The sequence below is a fragment of the Paenibacillus kribbensis genome (assembly GCF_001705305.1).
In the GTDB taxonomy this organism is placed as follows: domain Bacteria; phylum Bacillota; class Bacilli; order Paenibacillales; family Paenibacillaceae; genus Paenibacillus; species Paenibacillus kribbensis_B.
Window position 1 is genome coordinate 496,008 of sequence record NZ_MCBP01000003.1, and the last position, 16,819, is coordinate 512,826.

17 protein-coding genes are annotated in these 16,819 nt (G+C 46.3%); 14 read left to right on the forward strand and 3 right to left on the reverse strand.

All coding sequences use genetic code 11. The features are described 5' to 3' along the window. Positions 1-268 precede the first annotated feature (268 nt). The 5 genes from BAZ21_RS08225 (at position 269) to BAZ21_RS08240 (ending at position 2,767) form a co-directional block, all read left to right on the forward strand. Entirely contained in the window at positions 269-1,345 is a 1,077-nt protein-coding gene (locus BAZ21_RS08225) for a WXG100 family type VII secretion target (protein ID WP_068498848.1), read from the forward strand. 50 nt (positions 1,346-1,395) lie between these two features. Further along, positions 1,396-1,749, forward strand: coding sequence for a hypothetical protein (locus tag BAZ21_RS08230; protein ID WP_068498850.1), 354 nt, complete (start codon positions 1,396-1,398; stop codon positions 1,747-1,749). Between the two features lie 212 nt (positions 1,750-1,961). After that, positions 1,962-2,201 carry a hypothetical protein gene (locus tag BAZ21_RS29555; protein ID WP_256020132.1) on the forward strand — a complete coding sequence of 80 codons (240 nt, stop codon included), beginning with the start codon at positions 1,962-1,964 and terminating at the stop codon, positions 2,199-2,201. Beyond that, complete coding sequence (locus tag BAZ21_RS29560; protein WP_256020133.1) at positions 2,179-2,340, forward strand: hypothetical protein; 162 nt, start codon at positions 2,179-2,181, stop codon at positions 2,338-2,340. Before BAZ21_RS29555 ends, BAZ21_RS29560 begins: the two co-directional genes overlap by 23 nt. A 76-nt stretch (positions 2,341-2,416) precedes the next feature. Then, on the forward strand, positions 2,417-2,767 hold the full coding sequence (locus BAZ21_RS08240; protein WP_068498852.1) for a hypothetical protein: 351 nt from the start codon (positions 2,417-2,419) through the stop codon (positions 2,765-2,767). Between the two features lie 73 nt (positions 2,768-2,840). Here BAZ21_RS08240 and BAZ21_RS08245 read toward each other — a convergent pair whose 3' ends face one another. Beyond that, entirely contained in the window at positions 2,841-3,755 is a 915-nt protein-coding gene (locus tag BAZ21_RS08245) for a TIGR01777 family oxidoreductase (RefSeq protein WP_068498854.1), read from the reverse strand. Between the two features lie 209 nt (positions 3,756-3,964). On the opposite strand from BAZ21_RS08245, the gene BAZ21_RS08250 reads away from it, so the two are divergent. The 4 genes from BAZ21_RS08250 (at position 3,965) to ppnP (ending at position 8,940) form a co-directional block, all read left to right on the forward strand. Next, positions 3,965-5,092, forward strand: coding sequence for a deoxyribonuclease IV (locus BAZ21_RS08250; RefSeq protein WP_068498856.1), 1,128 nt, complete (start codon positions 3,965-3,967; stop codon positions 5,090-5,092). Positions 5,093-5,114: 22 nt separating this feature from the next. After that, a complete protein-coding gene (gene purU, locus BAZ21_RS08255) occupies positions 5,115-6,014 on the forward strand; it encodes a formyltetrahydrofolate deformylase (RefSeq protein WP_068498857.1) in 900 nt (299 codons plus the stop codon). Between the two features lie 358 nt (positions 6,015-6,372). Beyond that, positions 6,373-8,418, forward strand: a complete 2,046-nt coding sequence (gene tkt / locus BAZ21_RS08260; RefSeq protein ID WP_068498860.1) for a transketolase — start codon at positions 6,373-6,375, stop codon at positions 8,416-8,418. Positions 8,419-8,625: 207 nt separating this feature from the next. Beyond that, complete coding sequence (gene ppnP / locus BAZ21_RS08265) at positions 8,626-8,940, forward strand: pyrimidine/purine nucleoside phosphorylase (RefSeq protein ID WP_068498862.1); 315 nt, start codon at positions 8,626-8,628, stop codon at positions 8,938-8,940. A gap of 86 nt (positions 8,941-9,026) precedes the next feature. Here the strand turns inward: ppnP and BAZ21_RS08270 are convergent, their stop codons facing one another. After that, positions 9,027-9,926 carry an NAD(P)-dependent oxidoreductase gene (locus BAZ21_RS08270; protein ID WP_068498864.1) on the reverse strand — a complete coding sequence of 300 codons (900 nt, stop codon included), beginning with the start codon at positions 9,924-9,926 and terminating at the stop codon, positions 9,027-9,029. 249 nt (positions 9,927-10,175) lie between these two features. Between BAZ21_RS08270 and BAZ21_RS08275 the strand changes: the two genes are divergently transcribed. From BAZ21_RS08275 to BAZ21_RS08295, 5 genes are all read left to right on the forward strand, one after another. Next, the gene (locus BAZ21_RS08275; RefSeq protein ID WP_068498866.1) at positions 10,176-11,531 is read left to right on the forward strand and encodes a glucose-6-phosphate isomerase; all 1,356 of its coding nucleotides are present in this window, start codon (positions 10,176-10,178) and stop codon (positions 11,529-11,531) included. Positions 11,532-11,679: 148 nt separating this feature from the next. Beyond that, positions 11,680-12,312 (forward strand): YigZ family protein, encoded by a 633-nt coding sequence (locus BAZ21_RS08280; RefSeq protein ID WP_007429385.1) that lies wholly within the window; start codon positions 11,680-11,682, stop codon positions 12,310-12,312. A gap of 5 nt (positions 12,313-12,317) precedes the next feature. After that, positions 12,318-12,899, forward strand: a complete 582-nt coding sequence (locus BAZ21_RS08285) for a TetR/AcrR family transcriptional regulator (RefSeq protein ID WP_068498868.1) — start codon at positions 12,318-12,320, stop codon at positions 12,897-12,899. Positions 12,900-13,252: 353 nt separating this feature from the next. Then, entirely contained in the window at positions 13,253-14,314 is a 1,062-nt protein-coding gene (locus BAZ21_RS08290; protein ID WP_068498870.1) for a sulfate/molybdate ABC transporter ATP-binding protein, read from the forward strand. Between the two features lie 172 nt (positions 14,315-14,486). After that, on the forward strand, positions 14,487-15,257 hold the full coding sequence (locus BAZ21_RS08295) for an MBL fold metallo-hydrolase (RefSeq protein WP_068498872.1): 771 nt from the start codon (positions 14,487-14,489) through the stop codon (positions 15,255-15,257). A gap of 9 nt (positions 15,258-15,266) precedes the next feature. On the opposite strand, the gene BAZ21_RS08300 is transcribed toward BAZ21_RS08295, so the two are convergent. Then, positions 15,267-16,790 carry an aminotransferase-like domain-containing protein gene (locus tag BAZ21_RS08300; protein ID WP_068498875.1) on the reverse strand — a complete coding sequence of 508 codons (1,524 nt, stop codon included), beginning with the start codon at positions 16,788-16,790 and terminating at the stop codon, positions 15,267-15,269. Positions 16,791-16,819 lie beyond the last annotated feature (29 nt).

The following is a 16,819-nucleotide window of genomic DNA, read 5'->3' on the forward strand; positions in this document are numbered from 1 at the left end:
AGGTTGCCTGGCTTCGTCTGCGGCAGCCAGTGTGTACGTGGGTTTTAGTGTAGCTAAGTATTATCAAGAGGTTAGATGGGATATTCCGTCTGGCCTTTTTAGTATGTATGGAAAAGCTTGCTAGATGTATTGTTGAGTTGGAGAGGATTTAAGCCATTAGACATAGGTAGAAAGGTTAGTCCTTCTCATAACAATTAGGAGATAAGGCTGTTTTCCAGAAATTTGAATAATGCTATCATGTCATAACGAACTTGAGCCGAGGTAAATTATGACAACGATAAGAGTGACTCCTGAACAACTTATAACCATCTCCAAGCAATTCGACCTTGCACAGAAAACAGCGATTCAGATGAATAGTCAATTGATGCAGCAAATTTCTTTTATGCTGCAATCATGGGATGGTACAACTAAACAACAATTTTATAGTCAATTTCAAGTCTCTCAGAAGAATATGACTGACTTTGTTACCCTGACGGATTCCATTGCGAGGGAGTTGCGTCACCATGCAGATAAATTCAGATTAGCTGATCTGATGGAAGCAGGTAACATTGACGCAAGTTGTTTACCACCTCCACCTAATGCATGTGCTGTTCCTGCTCCAGATACACGAAATCCGTTTCAGAAATCAATAGATAGCTTAACAGAGTTGGGACAGGATTTTGTAGCCGCTAATTCGGTACGCTATGAGAAGAAATTCGATTCAGTCTGGAGTTTCCTAGATTACATGACGTATGGTATTCCGAAAGGAATGTATCAAGGGTACATGGAACGGGCAGCTAAACAAAATGACTCATGGAATGACATGCTCAATTTCGGTACATTTGGAGTAACGGGCATGATTCAGGGAGGATTTAATCCCAACAATGCCTGGTCAAAGGAACATTGGGCTAATATGATCGGTACAGCAGGATTATTTGGAGGAGTCAGCTCAGTAATCAAGCCTAAACTTGGAATTGGTAATACAATAAAATTTAACGGTGAGGTTAGACCATTTCCCAAAGGCCATGATCTGGATTTGAAATCATGGGAAGAAATGCCTGTAAGTGGTCAGAGAAGGTTAACATCCACTGGACACAGAATTATGGATATAAGTGAAATGAAGTCGTTTAAAAAAGAAATGGGTGCAATAGATATAAAGGTTTTGATTGATAAGAAAGATAAAATTCTGCCTGAAAGTGCTGCGGCTGGTTTTAATCCAGCTACAGGAGAAATAGTTCTGAGAAAAGAACCGACAAATTTGAGCGCAATTCATGAGTCCTATCATGCCAAGCAGTGGAAGGAGCTAGGGAAGGATAACTATTTACAACAAAGGGGAAATTCTCTTTTCACAAAAGTATATCTATAAATTAAGAAACGGGGAATGGCCTCCACCGGGCTGGAAAGGTTTTGAAAAAAATGAGTGAAAAGATAAATAAACATCTTACAGCGGAACAAGCTATGCAAATAGCTGAGGACTACAAGGAAAAATATAACCTTTCTGGAACTATAGATAGTACAAAAGAACGCACTGCAAAATTTTATAATCAGTTTGACGATTCCAATCTTCCTGTTTGGCTTGTAATGGTGAGTATCATCCCGACCATATTCGAAGCAGATGATGAGTATACCATTGTGATCTCTGAGGCAGAGGCACAGGTTAAATATCTTATTGATCCTAACGGACATTATTATGCTCCTCATACAAAAAAGGATGGATTGACGGACGAAGAGTTTGATAAATTATGGAATGAAGATTCAGAAGCCAATTAGTTCGCGAAGCTTGCTCCTTGTCATAAAATGGGGGTGAGCTTTTTTATATGAAATTCCTAAATGTTGCTCATTCTTCTTGTGAAAAGAACGTGTGAATGACTATTTGCGATACTCAGGGCTAAGTCTTTTGATACAGGTAAAAAGAAATACTCTTTCTTATAACAATTAGGAGAGTTGAAGCCGAAGGGACTTCAAAACGTTTACCTGATAATATGTTAGGTAAAAATGATGCTGACCCATTTAGGGATATTTATGGTCCGGGAAGACTTTCTCACCCAGAAGAGTGGAGTAAGATTATTAAAAACACACAAGAAGCGGGCGTTGAAGTTAGGATTTTGGATAGAGATATTATGGCGTATGTTCCCAAAGGATCAGGGAAACCTGGTCAGCTGAATATATATAAGGATGTTTCAATTAGTGCATTGCGACATGAGTATCAAACATTTCCTTGATGATAAGGCTAAAGGATTTCCAAGTTTGGATGTAACATATGAATTCAAAAATAGAATTATCATGGAGCTTAGGGCTTATATGGTGGAAATAAAAGAAGCAGAGAGGATTGGAAATAAGGAGCTTGCAGAACATCTCTGAGCAATTACAGGGATGAACGGCAGTATCTTTTGGAGAATTTTGGGCCAGTTAAACTAGATTGAATGGAGATTGTATAATGAATCTACTTACTTTATCAAAAGAAGTACGAGAGGGAAAGATAAGTGACGATAAATTGGTGGAGTGTCTGGATATTCATCATAACCAGGTTATGATGAGTGCTATGAGTCAGATAGCAAAAAAGAAGCTCTGCAACGAAAAAATTATCGAAAAATTGAAGCATATTAGCCAGTTCAAAGATCCGAAGGTAAATAAGCTATTTGGTATTGATACTCTTGGACACTACAGTATTGCTGTACTTCGAGTATTGAACACCTCTGAATCTATAAAACAATATGATCTTTTAATGGCTGAACTAGATGATTTTGATAAGGAAATAGTTGAGAGGATAGCTGAAGGGATAGGCTAAAATGAAATAGATTATCTAAAAAGGAACTCTGAGCTGGTAGAGATATTACCATCCCAGAGTTCCTCTTTTCATTTTAGCGCTGCTTATGAGGAGAATGGAGTTCCTCCAGCGCTTCCTTCAGCGAAGGATACTTAAACTTAAATCCGTGCTCCAGCGCTTTGCGCGGGAGTACTTTTTGGCCATCCAGTACAAGGGTACTCATCTCACCGAGCAGCTTTTGAACGAGAATGCCTGGAACGGGAAACCAATGTGGACGGTGGTATACTTGAGCCACGGTTTTCCCAAACTGATCGTTCGTCACTGGGTAAGGTGATGACGCGTTCACTGCCCCGACGATTTCCTTCGTATGGATGCAGTATGTGATCAGATGAACGATATCCTCAATATGAATCCAGCTCATCCATTGATGACCGCTGCCTATTCTGCCGCCAAACCCGAATCTGTAGGGCAATTTCATAAGTGGAAACGCCCCTTTTTTTCTGTCCAGCACGAGGCTAATACGCAGCTTGATTAAACGGGAATCGGATGGGTAGGCGCCAGCGGCCTCTTCCCACTGCTCGACCACTTGAGAAAGAAAATCTTCCGAACGACGCGGACTCGTTTCATCGAACGTTTCGGTCAAGGAAGTACCATATGCGGCAACTGCCGAAGCCTGAATGATGACCTCCGGTTTTTTTTGCAGCGCATTCAGTGCTTGAGCCAATTTGGCAACGGACAATAGTCGGGATTGAAGAATTCTTTGTTTGGACTTGTCCGTCCAGCGCTGATTGAGCGTTTCGCCTGCCAAATTAACGACCACATCTGTACCTTCCAGTAATTCAGGCCTTTGTTTCAATTCATTCCAGCTCATGTATTGCAAGCGGGGACTTGATTCGTGACCTACCAGCGGCTTGCGAGTAATGACCTTCACAGTGTATCCGTCGCCCAGCAGGCTTTTGACCAGCGCACTCCCTACCAATCCAGTACCTCCGCATACGATGATGTTCATGGAGCCCAGTTCTCCTTCCGATTCGCAAATAAATATATATGTTATAGAATATAACCCTTTTCAAGAAAAAAAAATTCATTCGAATAAGCACATCCGATCAGGCTGCCATAAAAGCCATGTTGTTTGATTTCAATAATCACGTTAAAATGATTAAATTAAATTAAGACAAGCATAACAGGATAATAAGGATAAGGGGATGAATCAGGATCATGCTGAAAATTGGTTCTCATGTGTCCTTCTCGGACAAGGGTCTGCTCAGTGCTACAAAAGAAGCGTCTTCTTACGGGTCCAGCTCGTTTATGATATATACGGGGGCACCGCAAAACACGCGTCGTAAGCCGATGGAATCCATGTATTTGGAAGAAGGCAAGCAGTTAATGACCGAAAAAGGGATGGAGGATATCGTGGTGCATGCCCCGTATATCATTAATCTCGGTTCTTACAAAGAAAATACCTATGAGCTGGCGGTCAGCTTTCTTCAGGAGGAAATTCGTCGCACACACGCGATTGGTGTGAAAAATATTGTGCTGCATCCGGGTGCTTTTACCGATAAGGATGCAGAGTACGGGATCGGGCGTATCGCCGATGGTCTGAACGAGGTACTGAACGGTGTCAAGGAGACAGATGTTAACATTGCGCTTGAAACGATGGCGGGCAAGGGGACCGAAATGGGACGCAGCTTCGAGGAAATTGCCTCCATAATAGATAAAGTAGAGTACAACGAGCGTCTTACGGTTTGTATGGACACCTGTCACATTCATGATGCGGGCTATGATATCGTGAACGATCTGGATGGTGTTTTGGAGCAATTTGACCGTATTGTTGGCTTGAATCGCATCGCAGTGGTTCATATCAATGACAGTAAAAATCCGGTCGGCGCTCGAAAAGACCGTCATACTCCGATTGGATCGGGCTGGATCGGCTATCAGACCATTCATCATGTGGTGCATCATGAAGCGCTTCAAGGGCGACCATTTATTTTGGAAACACCATGGATCGGGAAGGAAGCCAAAACGCAGCGTCCGATGTATGAGGTTGAAATTGCTTTGCTACGCGGAAATGTGAAGGAGCGCTTTGGAGATGAATTTTTGGGTCAGGTCGAGCAATTGCATTCGTTCTTCAAAAAGCAGGATGTGGATGTACGAAAATTTGTGCTGGACACCTGGGCTCTGCTGAAAAATGATGCCAAAGCAAGAAAAGCCGATCCACGTGAGCCGCTAGAGCGTCTGTATGACATGATCACGGAAGCAGCACTGTTTCCAGAGTTGAGCGAAGAAAACATTAATCAACGGCTGATTGCCTGGTTTGCTGGCAGTCATTTGCCAGTAACAGTATAAGCTAAGGGGGATTAGTAGTCACATGGAACTTCACGTAAAACATCATCCAAACAGCGCTTTATCTGCACATGAAAACCGCGCGCGTATGCTCGTATCCTGCCCTGATGGGCCGGGTATTGTAGCCGCCGTGTCCCGCTTTTTGTACGAGCATGGGGCCAATATCGTCCAATCCGACCAATATACAATGGACCCGTCCGGCGGTATGTTTTTTATGCGAGTTGAATTTGATTTGCCGAATTTGAGTGTAGCCCAGCCGCAGTTGGAGCAGGACTTTGTGGCTGTTGCTGAGCAATTCCGTATGGAGTGGACGATTTCTGCGGTCAGCCGCAAGAAAAAACTGGCCATTTTCGTTTCCAAAGAGGATCACTGTTTGGTAGAACTGCTGTGGCAATGGCAGGCAGGGGATCTGGACGCAGATATTGCATTGGTGGTTAGTAACCATCTGGATATGAAGGAGTATGTGGAATCGTTTGGCATCCCGTATCATCATATTCCGGTAACACCCGATACCAAGCCAGAGGCGGAGCGCCGTCAACTGGAGGTCATTGGTGACGACATCGACGTTATCATTTTGGCCCGATACATGCAGATTATTTCGCCGAAGTTTATTGAGCATTACCGTAACCGTATTATCAATATTCATCATTCCTTTCTGCCTGCATTCGTGGGTGGCAAGCCATATGCCCAAGCGTATAATCGCGGGGTGAAAATTATTGGAGCTACCGCGCATTATGTAACCGAGGAACTGGACGGCGGCCCGATTATTGAGCAGGACGTGCAGCGGGTAAGCCACGGAGATGATGTAAATGAGCTGAAACGAATTGGCCGCACAATTGAGCGGGTCGTTTTGGCAAGAGCCGTGAAGTGGCATGTGGAGGATCGAATTCTGGTTCATGAGAACAAAACGGTCGTTTTTAACTAATCTTGAAATCTATAATAAATTTTTGAATATACACTTTTTATAAAACAAAGTCCGTCGATATGACGGGCTTTGTTTTTTTGTGATTTTTTTTCGTGTTTTTATCATTTTTTAAATGAGGTTAATACATAACGGGTATATTGATATGAGGACTCTGTGTTACATTTTGACAACCATCTCTATAAACGATCTAGCAAACCTTCACGGCAAATGGTACAATACTTAAGAATGTATAAGTCATATTGAAACATTCAAGCAGATTCACTCACTCCAAGAGGCGCTGTTTACATATTGAACGGTGGTATTGGAGAGCATGACCGAAAGCAATTGACATACTTTTTACAATATGAGGAGGCAAACCATGACTGACCAGAACCAAGCGATTCAAAAGGATGAAAACTCCACGATCGACAATTTGTCCATCACAACTATTCGTACGTTGGCAATTGATGCCATCGAGAAAGCAAACTCGGGACATCCTGGTATGCCAATGGGCTCCGCACCAATGGGCTACCAACTTTTTGCTAAAACCATGAATCATAATCCGGACCATCCTACATGGGTTAACCGTGACCGGTTTGTACTGTCCGCAGGACACGGCTCCATGCTGCTGTACAGCTTGCTGCACCTGAGCGGCTATGATCTGCCTATGGAAGAGCTGAAGCAATTCCGTCAATGGGGCAGCTTGACACCTGGTCACCCTGAATTTGGACACACCGCTGGTGTAGATGCTACGACAGGACCTCTGGGACAAGGCTTGGCCATGTCCGTAGGTATGGCAATGGCTGAAGCTCAACTGGCTGCAACATACAATAAAAACGAATTTAAAGTTGTGGATCACTTCACGTATGCGATCTGCGGTGATGGCGATCTGATGGAAGGTATTTCCCACGAGGCTGCTTCGCTGGCTGGACGTCTGCAATTGGGCAAGCTGATCGTATTGTTTGATTCCAATGATATTACACTGGACGGCAAACTGAACCTGTCTTCTTCCGAGAGTGTTGCCAAACGCTTTGAAGCTTACAACTGGCAAGTGCTGCGCGTAGAGGATGGCAATGACCTTCCAGCGATCCAAAAAGCGATTGAAGAAGCGCAAGGGGACTCCACACGTCCTACGTTGATTGAAGTGAAAACAGTTATCGGCTACGGAAGCCCGAACAAACAAGGTAAAGGCGGACACGGCGGTACTCACGGCTCCCCGCTGGGTGCAGAAGAAGCCAAGCTGACTAAAGAATTTTACAAATGGGTATACGAAGAGGACTTCCATGTACCGCAAGAGGTTCGCGAGCATTTTGCTAAAGTAAAAGCGCGCGGTATCGCGGCAAACAAAGCATGGGATGAACAATTCGCGAAATACAAAGCGGCTCACCCTGATTTGGCAGCCCAGTTTGAAACAGCCGTAAGCGGCGATCTTCCAGAAGGATGGGACCGTGATCTTCCGAAATACTCGACTGGAGACAAAGCTGTTTCGACTCGTGTAGCTTCTGGTAATGCATTGAACGGACTGGCACCAAACGTACCATTCCTGACAGGCGGATCTGCCGATCTGGAAAGCTCCACGATGACACACTTGAACAATCTGACGAACTTTACGCCAGAAGACTATGCCGGTCGCAATATCTATTTCGGTATCCGTGAGTTTGGTATGGCTGCTGCAATGAACGGTATGGCGCTGCACCAAGGCGTAAAAGTATTCGGCGGTACATTCTTCGTATTTACGGATTACCTGCGTCCGGCTGTTCGTCTGGCAGCTCTGATGGGATTGCCTGTAACTTACGTTCTGACTCACGACAGTATTGCTGTGGGTGAAGATGGCCCTACCCATGAGCCGATCGAACAATTGGCTTCCCTGCGCATTATCCCGAATCTGACGGTCATTCGTCCGGCAGACGGCAATGAAACTTCTGCTGCTTGGGCTTACACGCTGGAAAACAAGAAAAACCCGGTTGCTCTGGTATTAACTCGTCAAAACCTGCCAATTCTGGCTGCTACTGCTGAGCATGCACGTGAAGGTATCAAACGTGGTGCTTATGTCGTTGCAGATGCGAAGGACGGTAAGCCGGTTGCTCAAATTCTGGCTACAGGTTCCGAAGTACAACTGGCTGTTAAAGCACAGGAAGCACTGGCGGAGCAAGGTATCCAAGTACGTGTTATCAGCTTCCCAAGCTGGGATCTGTTCGAAAAACAAGACAAAGCATATAAAGATTCCGTTCTGCTGCCTGAGGTGAAAGCGCGTCTGGCTGTAGAAATGGCGCACCCTATGGGCTGGGAAAAATATGTCGGCGACCAGGGCGACATTCTCGGTATCAGCACATTTGGCGCATCTGCCCCTGGCGACCGCGTTATTAAGGAATATGGCTTTACGGTAGAGAACGTGGTTGACCGTGTAAAAGCTTTGTTGAAATAAAACAACATATAAAACAAACAGTCGTAACCTGAGATAGGTCTTACGGCTGTTTGTTTCATACAACCGAGATTTTGCAAGACAATTTTAAAATCCAGCGTACAGGATATGCCGATGCAGTGTGTATTTTCATACTGAAGCTGGAATTAAATCTATGCTATGATGCACAATGTTCATTCAACCATTGATAAGCAGATGAGGGGATAAAAAATGTCACAGTTTGATGGAGTCAGCGTAGTTAAAAAAGCAAATATATATTATGACGGTCAGGTCACAAGCCGTACAGTCATTCTGAGTGACGGCAGTAAGGTTACACTGGGGATTATGCTGCCGGGAACATACGAATTCGGCACGGATTCCCGCGAGATTATGGAGATTTTGGCAGGGGATCTGAAAGTGTTGCTTCCAGGTACTGAGGAATGGCTGGAAATACAGGGAGCGGCAACATTCCACGTACCTGCGCAGTCTTCGTTCAAACTGGAAGTACGAAGTGTGACTGATTATTGCTGCTCTTACCCGGAATAAACATCTAAAAAGGGTAAGCGCACGCGACTTCAAGCCAAGTATGCTTACCCTTTAAGCTAGCGTATAACTGCAAAGAAAAGGACAGCTTATTCGAGAGGCTTACCACCAATGGTGCGGCCAATCCATGTTTCATATGTCTTCACGACAGCGGACAAGTCCTCGTCACCGTAGCCTTGCGTTTGCCCGGCTTGAAACAGGCTTTTGGCAATGGCCAGCATAGGTGTCGGGATGGACAGGCTATCGGTCAGCGAGGAAGCAAGCTTCAAGTCCTTGAGCATCAAGGCAAGTGAGAACTGGTTGCTAAAATCATGCTCGATGATTTTGCGTCCTTTCAGGTCCGCAGCCTTGCTGCCTGCTGATCCGAGCTGAACCAGCTCAAGGAAGCTGTCTGCCGGAATGCCGGATTTGGCCGCGATAGCGAAGCCCTCAGCCAAAGCGAGGTTGTTAATACCGACCATCGTATTATGAGCAAGCTTGGCCACAGCTCCGCTGCCGTTTGGCCCCATATGAAGTACCTTTTTGCCCAAGGTGTCAAAAACGTCCGATTGTGCCGCGATGGCTTCCGCGTCACCGCCGACCATGAACACGAGCGTTCCGTCAACAGCGGCAGGCTTGCTACCTGTGACGGGAGCATCAATGAAGGAGCAGCCCAGCTTGTCCGCTTCAGCGGCCAGCTGTTTGACCAGCTCAGGTGAAATCGTGCTGTTGTCCATCACGGTCACACCGGACGTAAGACCGGCAAACACGCCGTCCTCGCCGTAATAGATGTCACGAATCGAGTTATCATCGCTGACCATGGTAATGACCAGTTGCTGACCTTCAGCCGCCTCACGAGGCGTTGAAGCTGTACGGGCACCCTGTTCTGCCAGTGGCTCGCAGCGTGAAGCTGTACGGTTATAAACCGTGACTCCAAATCCCTGCTTCAGCAGATTGGATGCCATCGGGGCACCCATGGTGCCCAGTCCGATAAATCCGATGTTTTTCATTGCTAATCACCTTTCTTGTTGGAGGATAGCGTCCGATAAGAGCGAATTCGGCTTGAAATGAATGTTTAACAGGTTGATCTTAGTTTATTGTAGCACGGGCATGCCACCCTATCTACCACATGGGCCTGTCAAGGCACTCGACATACAGGTAACGCAAGCTTGTCAGGCCCTGCAAATTAAAGTATCCTATTCCTAAGTCCTTATGTTCGTATTTATGGTCTTAGTAATACCAAACAGGAGGTTCCAAACATGTCTAAAAAAGTTATTTTTGATTACACTAAAGCACTCTCCTTTGTAGGTCAGCACGAAATTGATTATTTTGCAGAACCCATCAAGCTGGCTCATGAGCAACTGCACAACCAAACAGGTGTAGGCTCCGATTTCCTGGGCTGGATTGACCTGCCTACCAATTATGATAAAGAAGAATTTGCACGTATCCAAAAGGCCGCAGCTAAAATCCAAAGCGATTCCGAAGTACTGATCGTCATCGGTATCGGTGGTTCTTACCTTGGAGCACGTGCTGCAATTGAGATGCTGTCGCATTCTTTCTACAATGCACTGTCCAAAGACCAACGCAAAGGTCCGGCTATCTATTTCGCAGGCAACAACATCAGCTCTACATATATGAATCATCTGTTGGAACTGATTGAAGGAAAAGACTTCTCCGTCAACGTTATTTCCAAATCAGGTACGACTACTGAGCCAGCTATCGCTTTCCGCGTATTCCGTGCGGCTCTGGAGAAAAAATACGGTAAAGAAGAAGCGCGCAAACGTATTTATGCAACAACGGATAAAGAACGCGGCGCTCTGAAAAAACTCGCTAACGAAGAAGGCTATGAGTCCTTCATTATTCCTGATGATGTGGGTGGCCGTTACTCTGTACTGACAGCAGTAGGCTTGCTGCCGATTGCTACAGCTGGCATTAACATTGAGGAAATGATGCAAGGAGCGGCAGACGCATCCAAAGAGTACAGCAACCCGAACGTAGCTGAGAACGAGGCTTACCAATATGCAGCCGTTCGTAACGCTTTGTATCGTAAAGGCAAAGCCATTGAAATTCTTGTAAACTATGAGCCTTCCCTGCATTTTGTATCCGAGTGGTGGAAACAGCTGTACGGCGAAAGCGAAGGCAAGGATTATAAAGGCATCTATCCTGCGTCCGTTGATTTCTCGACAGACCTGCACTCCATGGGACAATTCATTCAGGAAGGCAGCCGCAACATTTTCGAAACAGTTATCCAGGTAGAAAATGTGCCTAGTCACATCACTATCGAGGCAGATCAGGATGATCTGGACGGACTGAACTTCCTGGCTGGCAAAACTGTGGATTTTGTTAACAAAAAAGCATTCCAGGGTACATTGCTGGCTCACACAGACGGACAAGTACCGAACCTGATTGTAAATATTCCTGACCTGAGCCCTTACTCCTTCGGGTATCTGGCTTATTTCTTCGAAAAAGCTTGCGGCATCAGCGGCTACTTGCTGGGCGTAAATCCGTTCGATCAACCGGGCGTAGAAGCATACAAGAAGAATATGTTTGCGCTGCTCGGCAAACCGGGCTTCGAAAAACAAAAAGCTGAGCTTGAAGCGAGATTGTCCGAATAAGGGAACTACAATCTCTGATCTAAAGCAGGGTTTCAAGCAGAGTATCATAGATTGCAGCCTCAGATAAAGTACAGGAAAGCAGTTCACCGGCTGCCAGAAGCGGGGGACTGCTTTCTTGTAAAATGAAGTAAGGAAGGGTATACGTAATATGTTGGAACAATACCGAACCGTACGCGGTTCCGGCAGCAAGGAGATTGTGATCCGTAAATCCCGTTTTATCGGCCATATTCAGCCTGTTCAAACCGAGGAAGAAGCCACGGCTTTCATAGAACGCATCAAAAAAGAGCACTGGAATGCAACCCACAATTGTTCAGCTTACATGATTGGTGAAAGAGACGAAATCCAGAAGCAATCGGATGATGGAGAACCGAGTGGTACGGCTGGGAAGCCCATTTTGGAGGTGATCCGTAATCAGAAGCTGAAAAATGTGGCGATTGTCGTAACCCGTTACTTTGGTGGTATTATGCTGGGAGCAGGAGGTCTGATTCGCGCCTACTCAGACGGTGCTGTTGCAGCCATCGAGGCAGGTGATGCGATTACGCGTGTGTTGCATCGTGAAATTTTTGTGGAATTGGATTATACTTGGTTGGGTAAAGTGGAAAATGAATTGCGGAATCGCAGCATCCGTACTGGAGAAACCATATTTACGGATAAAGTTACGTTAACCTGTCTGCCGCTGGCTGGTGATGCTGAATCCTTCAGCAACTGGATAACAGACTTGACACAGGGGCAATCACTTGTGTCGGAGGGAGAGCAGCTTTACTTTATTGAAGGGGAATAAATAATATGGCTAGAAGAGCAGTGGAACAGGAATTGTCAAGAGGGCGGATTCTGGAAGCGGCCAGGCACTTGTTTATTACCAAGGGCTACCGTGCGATTTCAATGCGCAGCATTGGCCAGCATCTGGGTTACAGTCATGGTTCGTTATATTATCATTTTAAAGAGAAGGCTGAACTGTTCTACGCCATAGTAATTGAGGATTTTAATACATTGCGCGGAATTTTGCTGCAATCAGCAACAGGTACGCCTGAGGGCGGCTTGAGCAGACTGGAGTACTTGATGCTGGAGTTCATCCGTTTTGGCTTGGAAAATCCTTATCAGTACGAAATTATGTTTATGATGCACGATGAAGAATTGCTTGCATATTGTCGCACAGAGCAAAACCGTTGTGTGGAATTGTTTGCTTCCATGATCCGTCAGGAATTGAATGATCAGGGGCATTCGGAGGCAGAGTGCTCATGGGTACCGAAAAGCCTGTTTTTATCCATGCACGGCTTTGTGTCATTTTATATCCAGGATGGTTTAACCTTTGAAGAGATCAGACCCGCTGCTTTAGCACATGTAAAGCTGTTGTGCCGAAACCTATGAGCGTACCTGCAATTACACGCCTTGGCTATGTACTTGTAGGGCGCTTATTTGGATATACGCACTTCAAGACGGTGACTAATCATTACGTTACTTTGCGAAAGCGACTAAGAATTTAAAAGACGATGATGGATCCATGAGGAGAACATCATCGTCTTTTTTATGGCCGTCAGCCTTCTCAACCTAATATATAGAGTTGACGACAAAAGCTTTCCTTTGATAAAGTATCACATAAGAAAAACATAGTATAGACATTGGATTAATCAATTGATTTCAAATGAGGTACGCGCTTTGCGAAAAGCAAAGCTGCTGCTGTTCCTGAAACAGGTTCAGAAGCGGAAAGGAAGTGTACGGATATGCATGTGGAGGTAAGGGGATTAAACAAGCATTTCGGCAATTTTCATGCGGTAAAGGACGTATCTTTCGATATTCAGACAGGCCATTTGATTGGTTTACTCGGTCCGAGTGGTGGCGGCAAAACCTCCATTCTACGCATTTTGGCGGGGCTGGAGCAGCCAGATGCCGGAGAGATCCATTTTCACGGGAAAAGAGTGAACGATCTGGCCCCGCAGGAGCGCGGAATCGGCTTTGTCTTTCAAAACTATGCTTTGTTTAAGCACATGAGCGTGTATGACAACATTGCCTTTGGTCTAAAAGTGAAAAAAAGCTCCAAAACCCATATCAAGGAGCGAGTCACAGAGCTGGTCGAGCTGACAGGGCTCAAAGGCTTCGAGCATCGTTATCCACACCAGTTGTCAGGTGGGCAGCGGCAGCGGGTTGCTTTTGCGCGTGCTTTGGCGCCGGAGCCTCAATTGCTGCTGCTGGATGAGCCTTTTGCAGCTATTGACGCCAAGATTCGTCAGGAACTGCGAAGCTGGCTGCGCGAGTTGATTGAGCGGGTGGGCATTACGTCCATTTTCGTCACTCATGATCAGGATGAAGCGATTGAGGTAGCAGATGAAATTATGGTCATTAATCAAGGGCGGCTGGAGCAGAAGGGAACGCCTTGGGATATTTATAAAAAACCAGGTACGCCGTTCGTTGCTTCTTTTATTGGTGAGTCGACAGTGATCGAACAGGCATCCAGTCTTAAAGGCTTCGAGGAAGCTGCTGGAGCAGGCGTACGTGCCTTGATCCGGCCGGAGTATATTGATGTCGGGCCTAGTGAAGAATTTGCGCTTCTGTCAGCGACCGAGGAAGGCATCGTGAAGCATTTGCATTTTCGGGGAAGTGAATGGATGGTTGAAGTGCAGGTCGGAGATCAGCGGCTTATGACGTACCGTTCGCTGGAAAAGTCTACACTGGAGCCCGGTCAGCAGGTTCGAGTGCTGGTACATCGGGCCTATCTGTATAATGATCAGTCGAGCTGGATGGTGGAAAATCGCCTGAAGAAAGATCCAATGCCCATTATGATTTAATAGTTTAAAAGTATAGCAATCACGCATGAGGGGATGTCCGGCCTGATTTTACGGCTTGGGGCATGCTCCTTTTGGCGTTGGAGATGGAAGGATTTACGCAGACGATTTACGCAGAATTGGTATATTCGCTATAATAGTAATATAACCATTCAGATAGATAGGAGTTTAATTCATGAATCGGCTTATTTTTCTTGGCACGGGGGATGCGATGGGTGTTCCGCGTGTATATTGTGATTGTCCGGTATGCACAGAGGCCCGCTCGACAGCGGCGAATGTAAGGCTGAGATCGTCTGTGCTGATCGAAAGCGATACGGAGGACTTTATGATTGATTGTGGCCCGGACTGGCGCAGACAGCTAGAATTACAGGGTCTCCGCTTCATCCGTACGATCCTCGTTACACATGCGCATTTTGATCATATTGGAGGATTGCCGGAGTGGGCGGATGCCTGTCGCTGGACTGGCAATAGAGGCCGCTTGTACGCTCCACAGGAAGTGATTGACACCATTCTGCGTCAATTTTCATGGCTTCCTGGACATCTGGATCTCATCCCTGTCGATCAGGGTGCCCAGCTTGCCGGGTGGAATATCCGAGGCTGGCGTGTGAATCACGGCAAGAACGGATACGCTTACGCTTATCGACTGGAAAAGGACGGCTTTTCGTGGGCCTATTGTTCAGATTCGATTGGACTGAATGAGGCAGAAATTCTGCCTTTGCATAATCTGAATTTGCTCGTGTTGGGAACGAGCTTTTATCATGAGGAGGCCGAGTATTCGACCCGCTCGGTATATGACATGCTGGAGGCTCAGGAGCTTGTAGGAAGGCTTGAGCCTGATCGTACGGTATTCACACATATGTCCCATGATGTGGATGTCACACGCAACTACGGGCTTCTGGAAGGGATTCGCTTGGCACAGACCGGCATGAGCCTGCCGTTAGAATAGTGACATCCATTACATCGACCGGCTGATGCGGAGAAGTCTGGAGATGCCTTCTTGGATTTGCAGCTCGTTGGCGTATGAATAGGACAGCCGTATATGCGTTTTACCCTCTGCGCCAATGGGATCAAATACATTCCCCGGTACAAAGGAAATGGACGCCTGTATGCTTTTGGCAAGCAGTTCATGGGGTTTCAACTCAGAAGGCAGCTGGAGCCACAGGTTGAGTCCCCCTGATGGGCTGGTCCATGTCCAGCCGGAATCGCGGAGACAGTCTTCCATCGTTTCCTTACGAATCTGGAGTGCGATACATAGCTTTTTAATATGCTGTTGCATACGTGGAGATTGAAAGTATTGTAAAAACAGCTTTTGATTCAGCAGCGGCGATCCATTGTCCACCAACGCTTTGACGCTTAGCAGGCTATGCATGAGCTGACGCCGGCAGGTCACGGCTGCGATTCGCAGACCGGGTGCCACATATTTGCTGTAGCTGCGAATGTAGACGACGCTTCCCGAGATATCATAGGCGAAAATCGGAGAAGGCGGCTTTTGACCAAAGCTGATGTCATAGGTGCTGTCATCCTCGACAATGAGGCAGCCGTAGCGCTCGGCCAGTTCGGGCAGCTGTTTGCGCTGCTCATCGGGTAACGTAAAACCGGTCGGATTGTGGAATGTCGGATTCATATAAAAGAGACGCGGTTTTTCTGTTTTCATGCACCATTCAATCTGGTCCATATCATAACCTTCCGGTCGAATATCCGTCATCGTCAGCCGCGCGCCTTGTCTACGGAATATTTCCAGGGCAGGGCCATAGGCAGGACGTTCGATTAATACACGGTCCCCTGTACGGATCAGAGATCGGGAAATCAAATCGATGGCTTGCTGTGCGCCGGAGGTAATCAGCACTTCGTCCGTTGATAAAGCAAAATGCTTATCCACGCTAAAATGCTGGGCCATGGCAGCACGAAGCTCAGCATCCCCTTGTACAGCAGAATAGGTAGCCGCCACCTTCGGATGCTTTTCAAAAACCTGCACCATTAATTCTCCCCAATAGCGGTTGGGCAGGAGAGAGGGGTCTATTAGCGCTTTGGAGAATTGGAAATCGGCGTTGACGGTCTGAACACGGGTAAGTCCATCCATCCCCCTCCAGGCGGAAACAGACGGATCGTCAGCCGCGTGGGCAGATTCCGAATGCAAGCTTCGTTTTATGGATGAAGGATCAGAGTAGGCAGCAAACTTTTTTAGTCCGGTTGCATGGGAAGCATGAGCGTAATACCCTGATTTATCCTTTACATAGATACGCCCCTGCTGCTTTAACTCCTGATATGCCCGGAAGATGGTTAACCGATGCACACCCAATTCCTGAGCCAAGCTTCGTACAGATGGCAATTTAACGTCTGCTGGCCAGTCCCCGCGATCAATCCGCACAATTACATAATGGATGACCTGCTCATACAGCTTTAAGGGCTGATCGGTCGAAACCTGCTCTGTTGAAACCCGCTCTGTTAAAAACAGTAATTCGCTGTTGTTCTTGCCCATGCTGTCCACACTCCTTTGTGTGTATTGTA

What these genes read in the sequence shown, in the direction of transcription:
- BAZ21_RS08285 (WP_068498868.1), top strand. Translation starts at nt 12,318, where the DNA reads ATGGCTAGAAGAGCAGTGGAACAGGAATTGTCAAGAGGGCGGATTCTG.
- BAZ21_RS08250 (WP_068498856.1), top strand. Translation starts at nt 3,965, where the DNA reads ATGCTGAAAATTGGTTCTCATGTGTCCTTCTCGGACAAGGGTCTGCTC.
- ppnP (WP_068498862.1), top strand. Translation starts at nt 8,626, where the DNA reads ATGTCACAGTTTGATGGAGTCAGCGTAGTTAAAAAAGCAAATATATAT.
- BAZ21_RS08225 (WP_068498848.1), top strand. Translation starts at nt 269, where the DNA reads ATGACAACGATAAGAGTGACTCCTGAACAACTTATAACCATCTCCAAG.
- BAZ21_RS08290 (WP_068498870.1), top strand. Translation starts at nt 13,253, where the DNA reads ATGCATGTGGAGGTAAGGGGATTAAACAAGCATTTCGGCAATTTTCAT.
- BAZ21_RS08245 (WP_068498854.1), bottom strand. Translation starts at nt 3,755, where the DNA reads ATGAACATCATCGTATGCGGAGGTACTGGATTGGTAGGGAGTGCGCTG.
- BAZ21_RS08270 (WP_068498864.1), bottom strand. Translation starts at nt 9,926, where the DNA reads ATGAAAAACATCGGATTTATCGGACTGGGCACCATGGGTGCCCCGATG.
- purU (WP_068498857.1), top strand. Translation starts at nt 5,115, where the DNA reads ATGGAACTTCACGTAAAACATCATCCAAACAGCGCTTTATCTGCACAT.
- BAZ21_RS08240 (WP_068498852.1), top strand. Translation starts at nt 2,417, where the DNA reads ATGAATCTACTTACTTTATCAAAAGAAGTACGAGAGGGAAAGATAAGT.
- BAZ21_RS08230 (WP_068498850.1), top strand. Translation starts at nt 1,396, where the DNA reads ATGAGTGAAAAGATAAATAAACATCTTACAGCGGAACAAGCTATGCAA.
- tkt (WP_068498860.1), top strand. Translation starts at nt 6,373, where the DNA reads ATGACTGACCAGAACCAAGCGATTCAAAAGGATGAAAACTCCACGATC.
- BAZ21_RS29560 (WP_256020133.1), top strand. Translation starts at nt 2,179, where the DNA reads ATGAGTATCAAACATTTCCTTGATGATAAGGCTAAAGGATTTCCAAGT.
- BAZ21_RS08300 (WP_068498875.1), bottom strand. Translation starts at nt 16,790, where the DNA reads ATGGGCAAGAACAACAGCGAATTACTGTTTTTAACAGAGCGGGTTTCA.
- BAZ21_RS08275 (WP_068498866.1), top strand. Translation starts at nt 10,176, where the DNA reads ATGTCTAAAAAAGTTATTTTTGATTACACTAAAGCACTCTCCTTTGTA.
- BAZ21_RS08295 (WP_068498872.1), top strand. Translation starts at nt 14,487, where the DNA reads ATGAATCGGCTTATTTTTCTTGGCACGGGGGATGCGATGGGTGTTCCG.
- BAZ21_RS29555 (WP_256020132.1), top strand. Translation starts at nt 1,962, where the DNA reads ATGTTAGGTAAAAATGATGCTGACCCATTTAGGGATATTTATGGTCCG.
- BAZ21_RS08280 (WP_007429385.1), top strand. Translation starts at nt 11,680, where the DNA reads ATGTTGGAACAATACCGAACCGTACGCGGTTCCGGCAGCAAGGAGATT.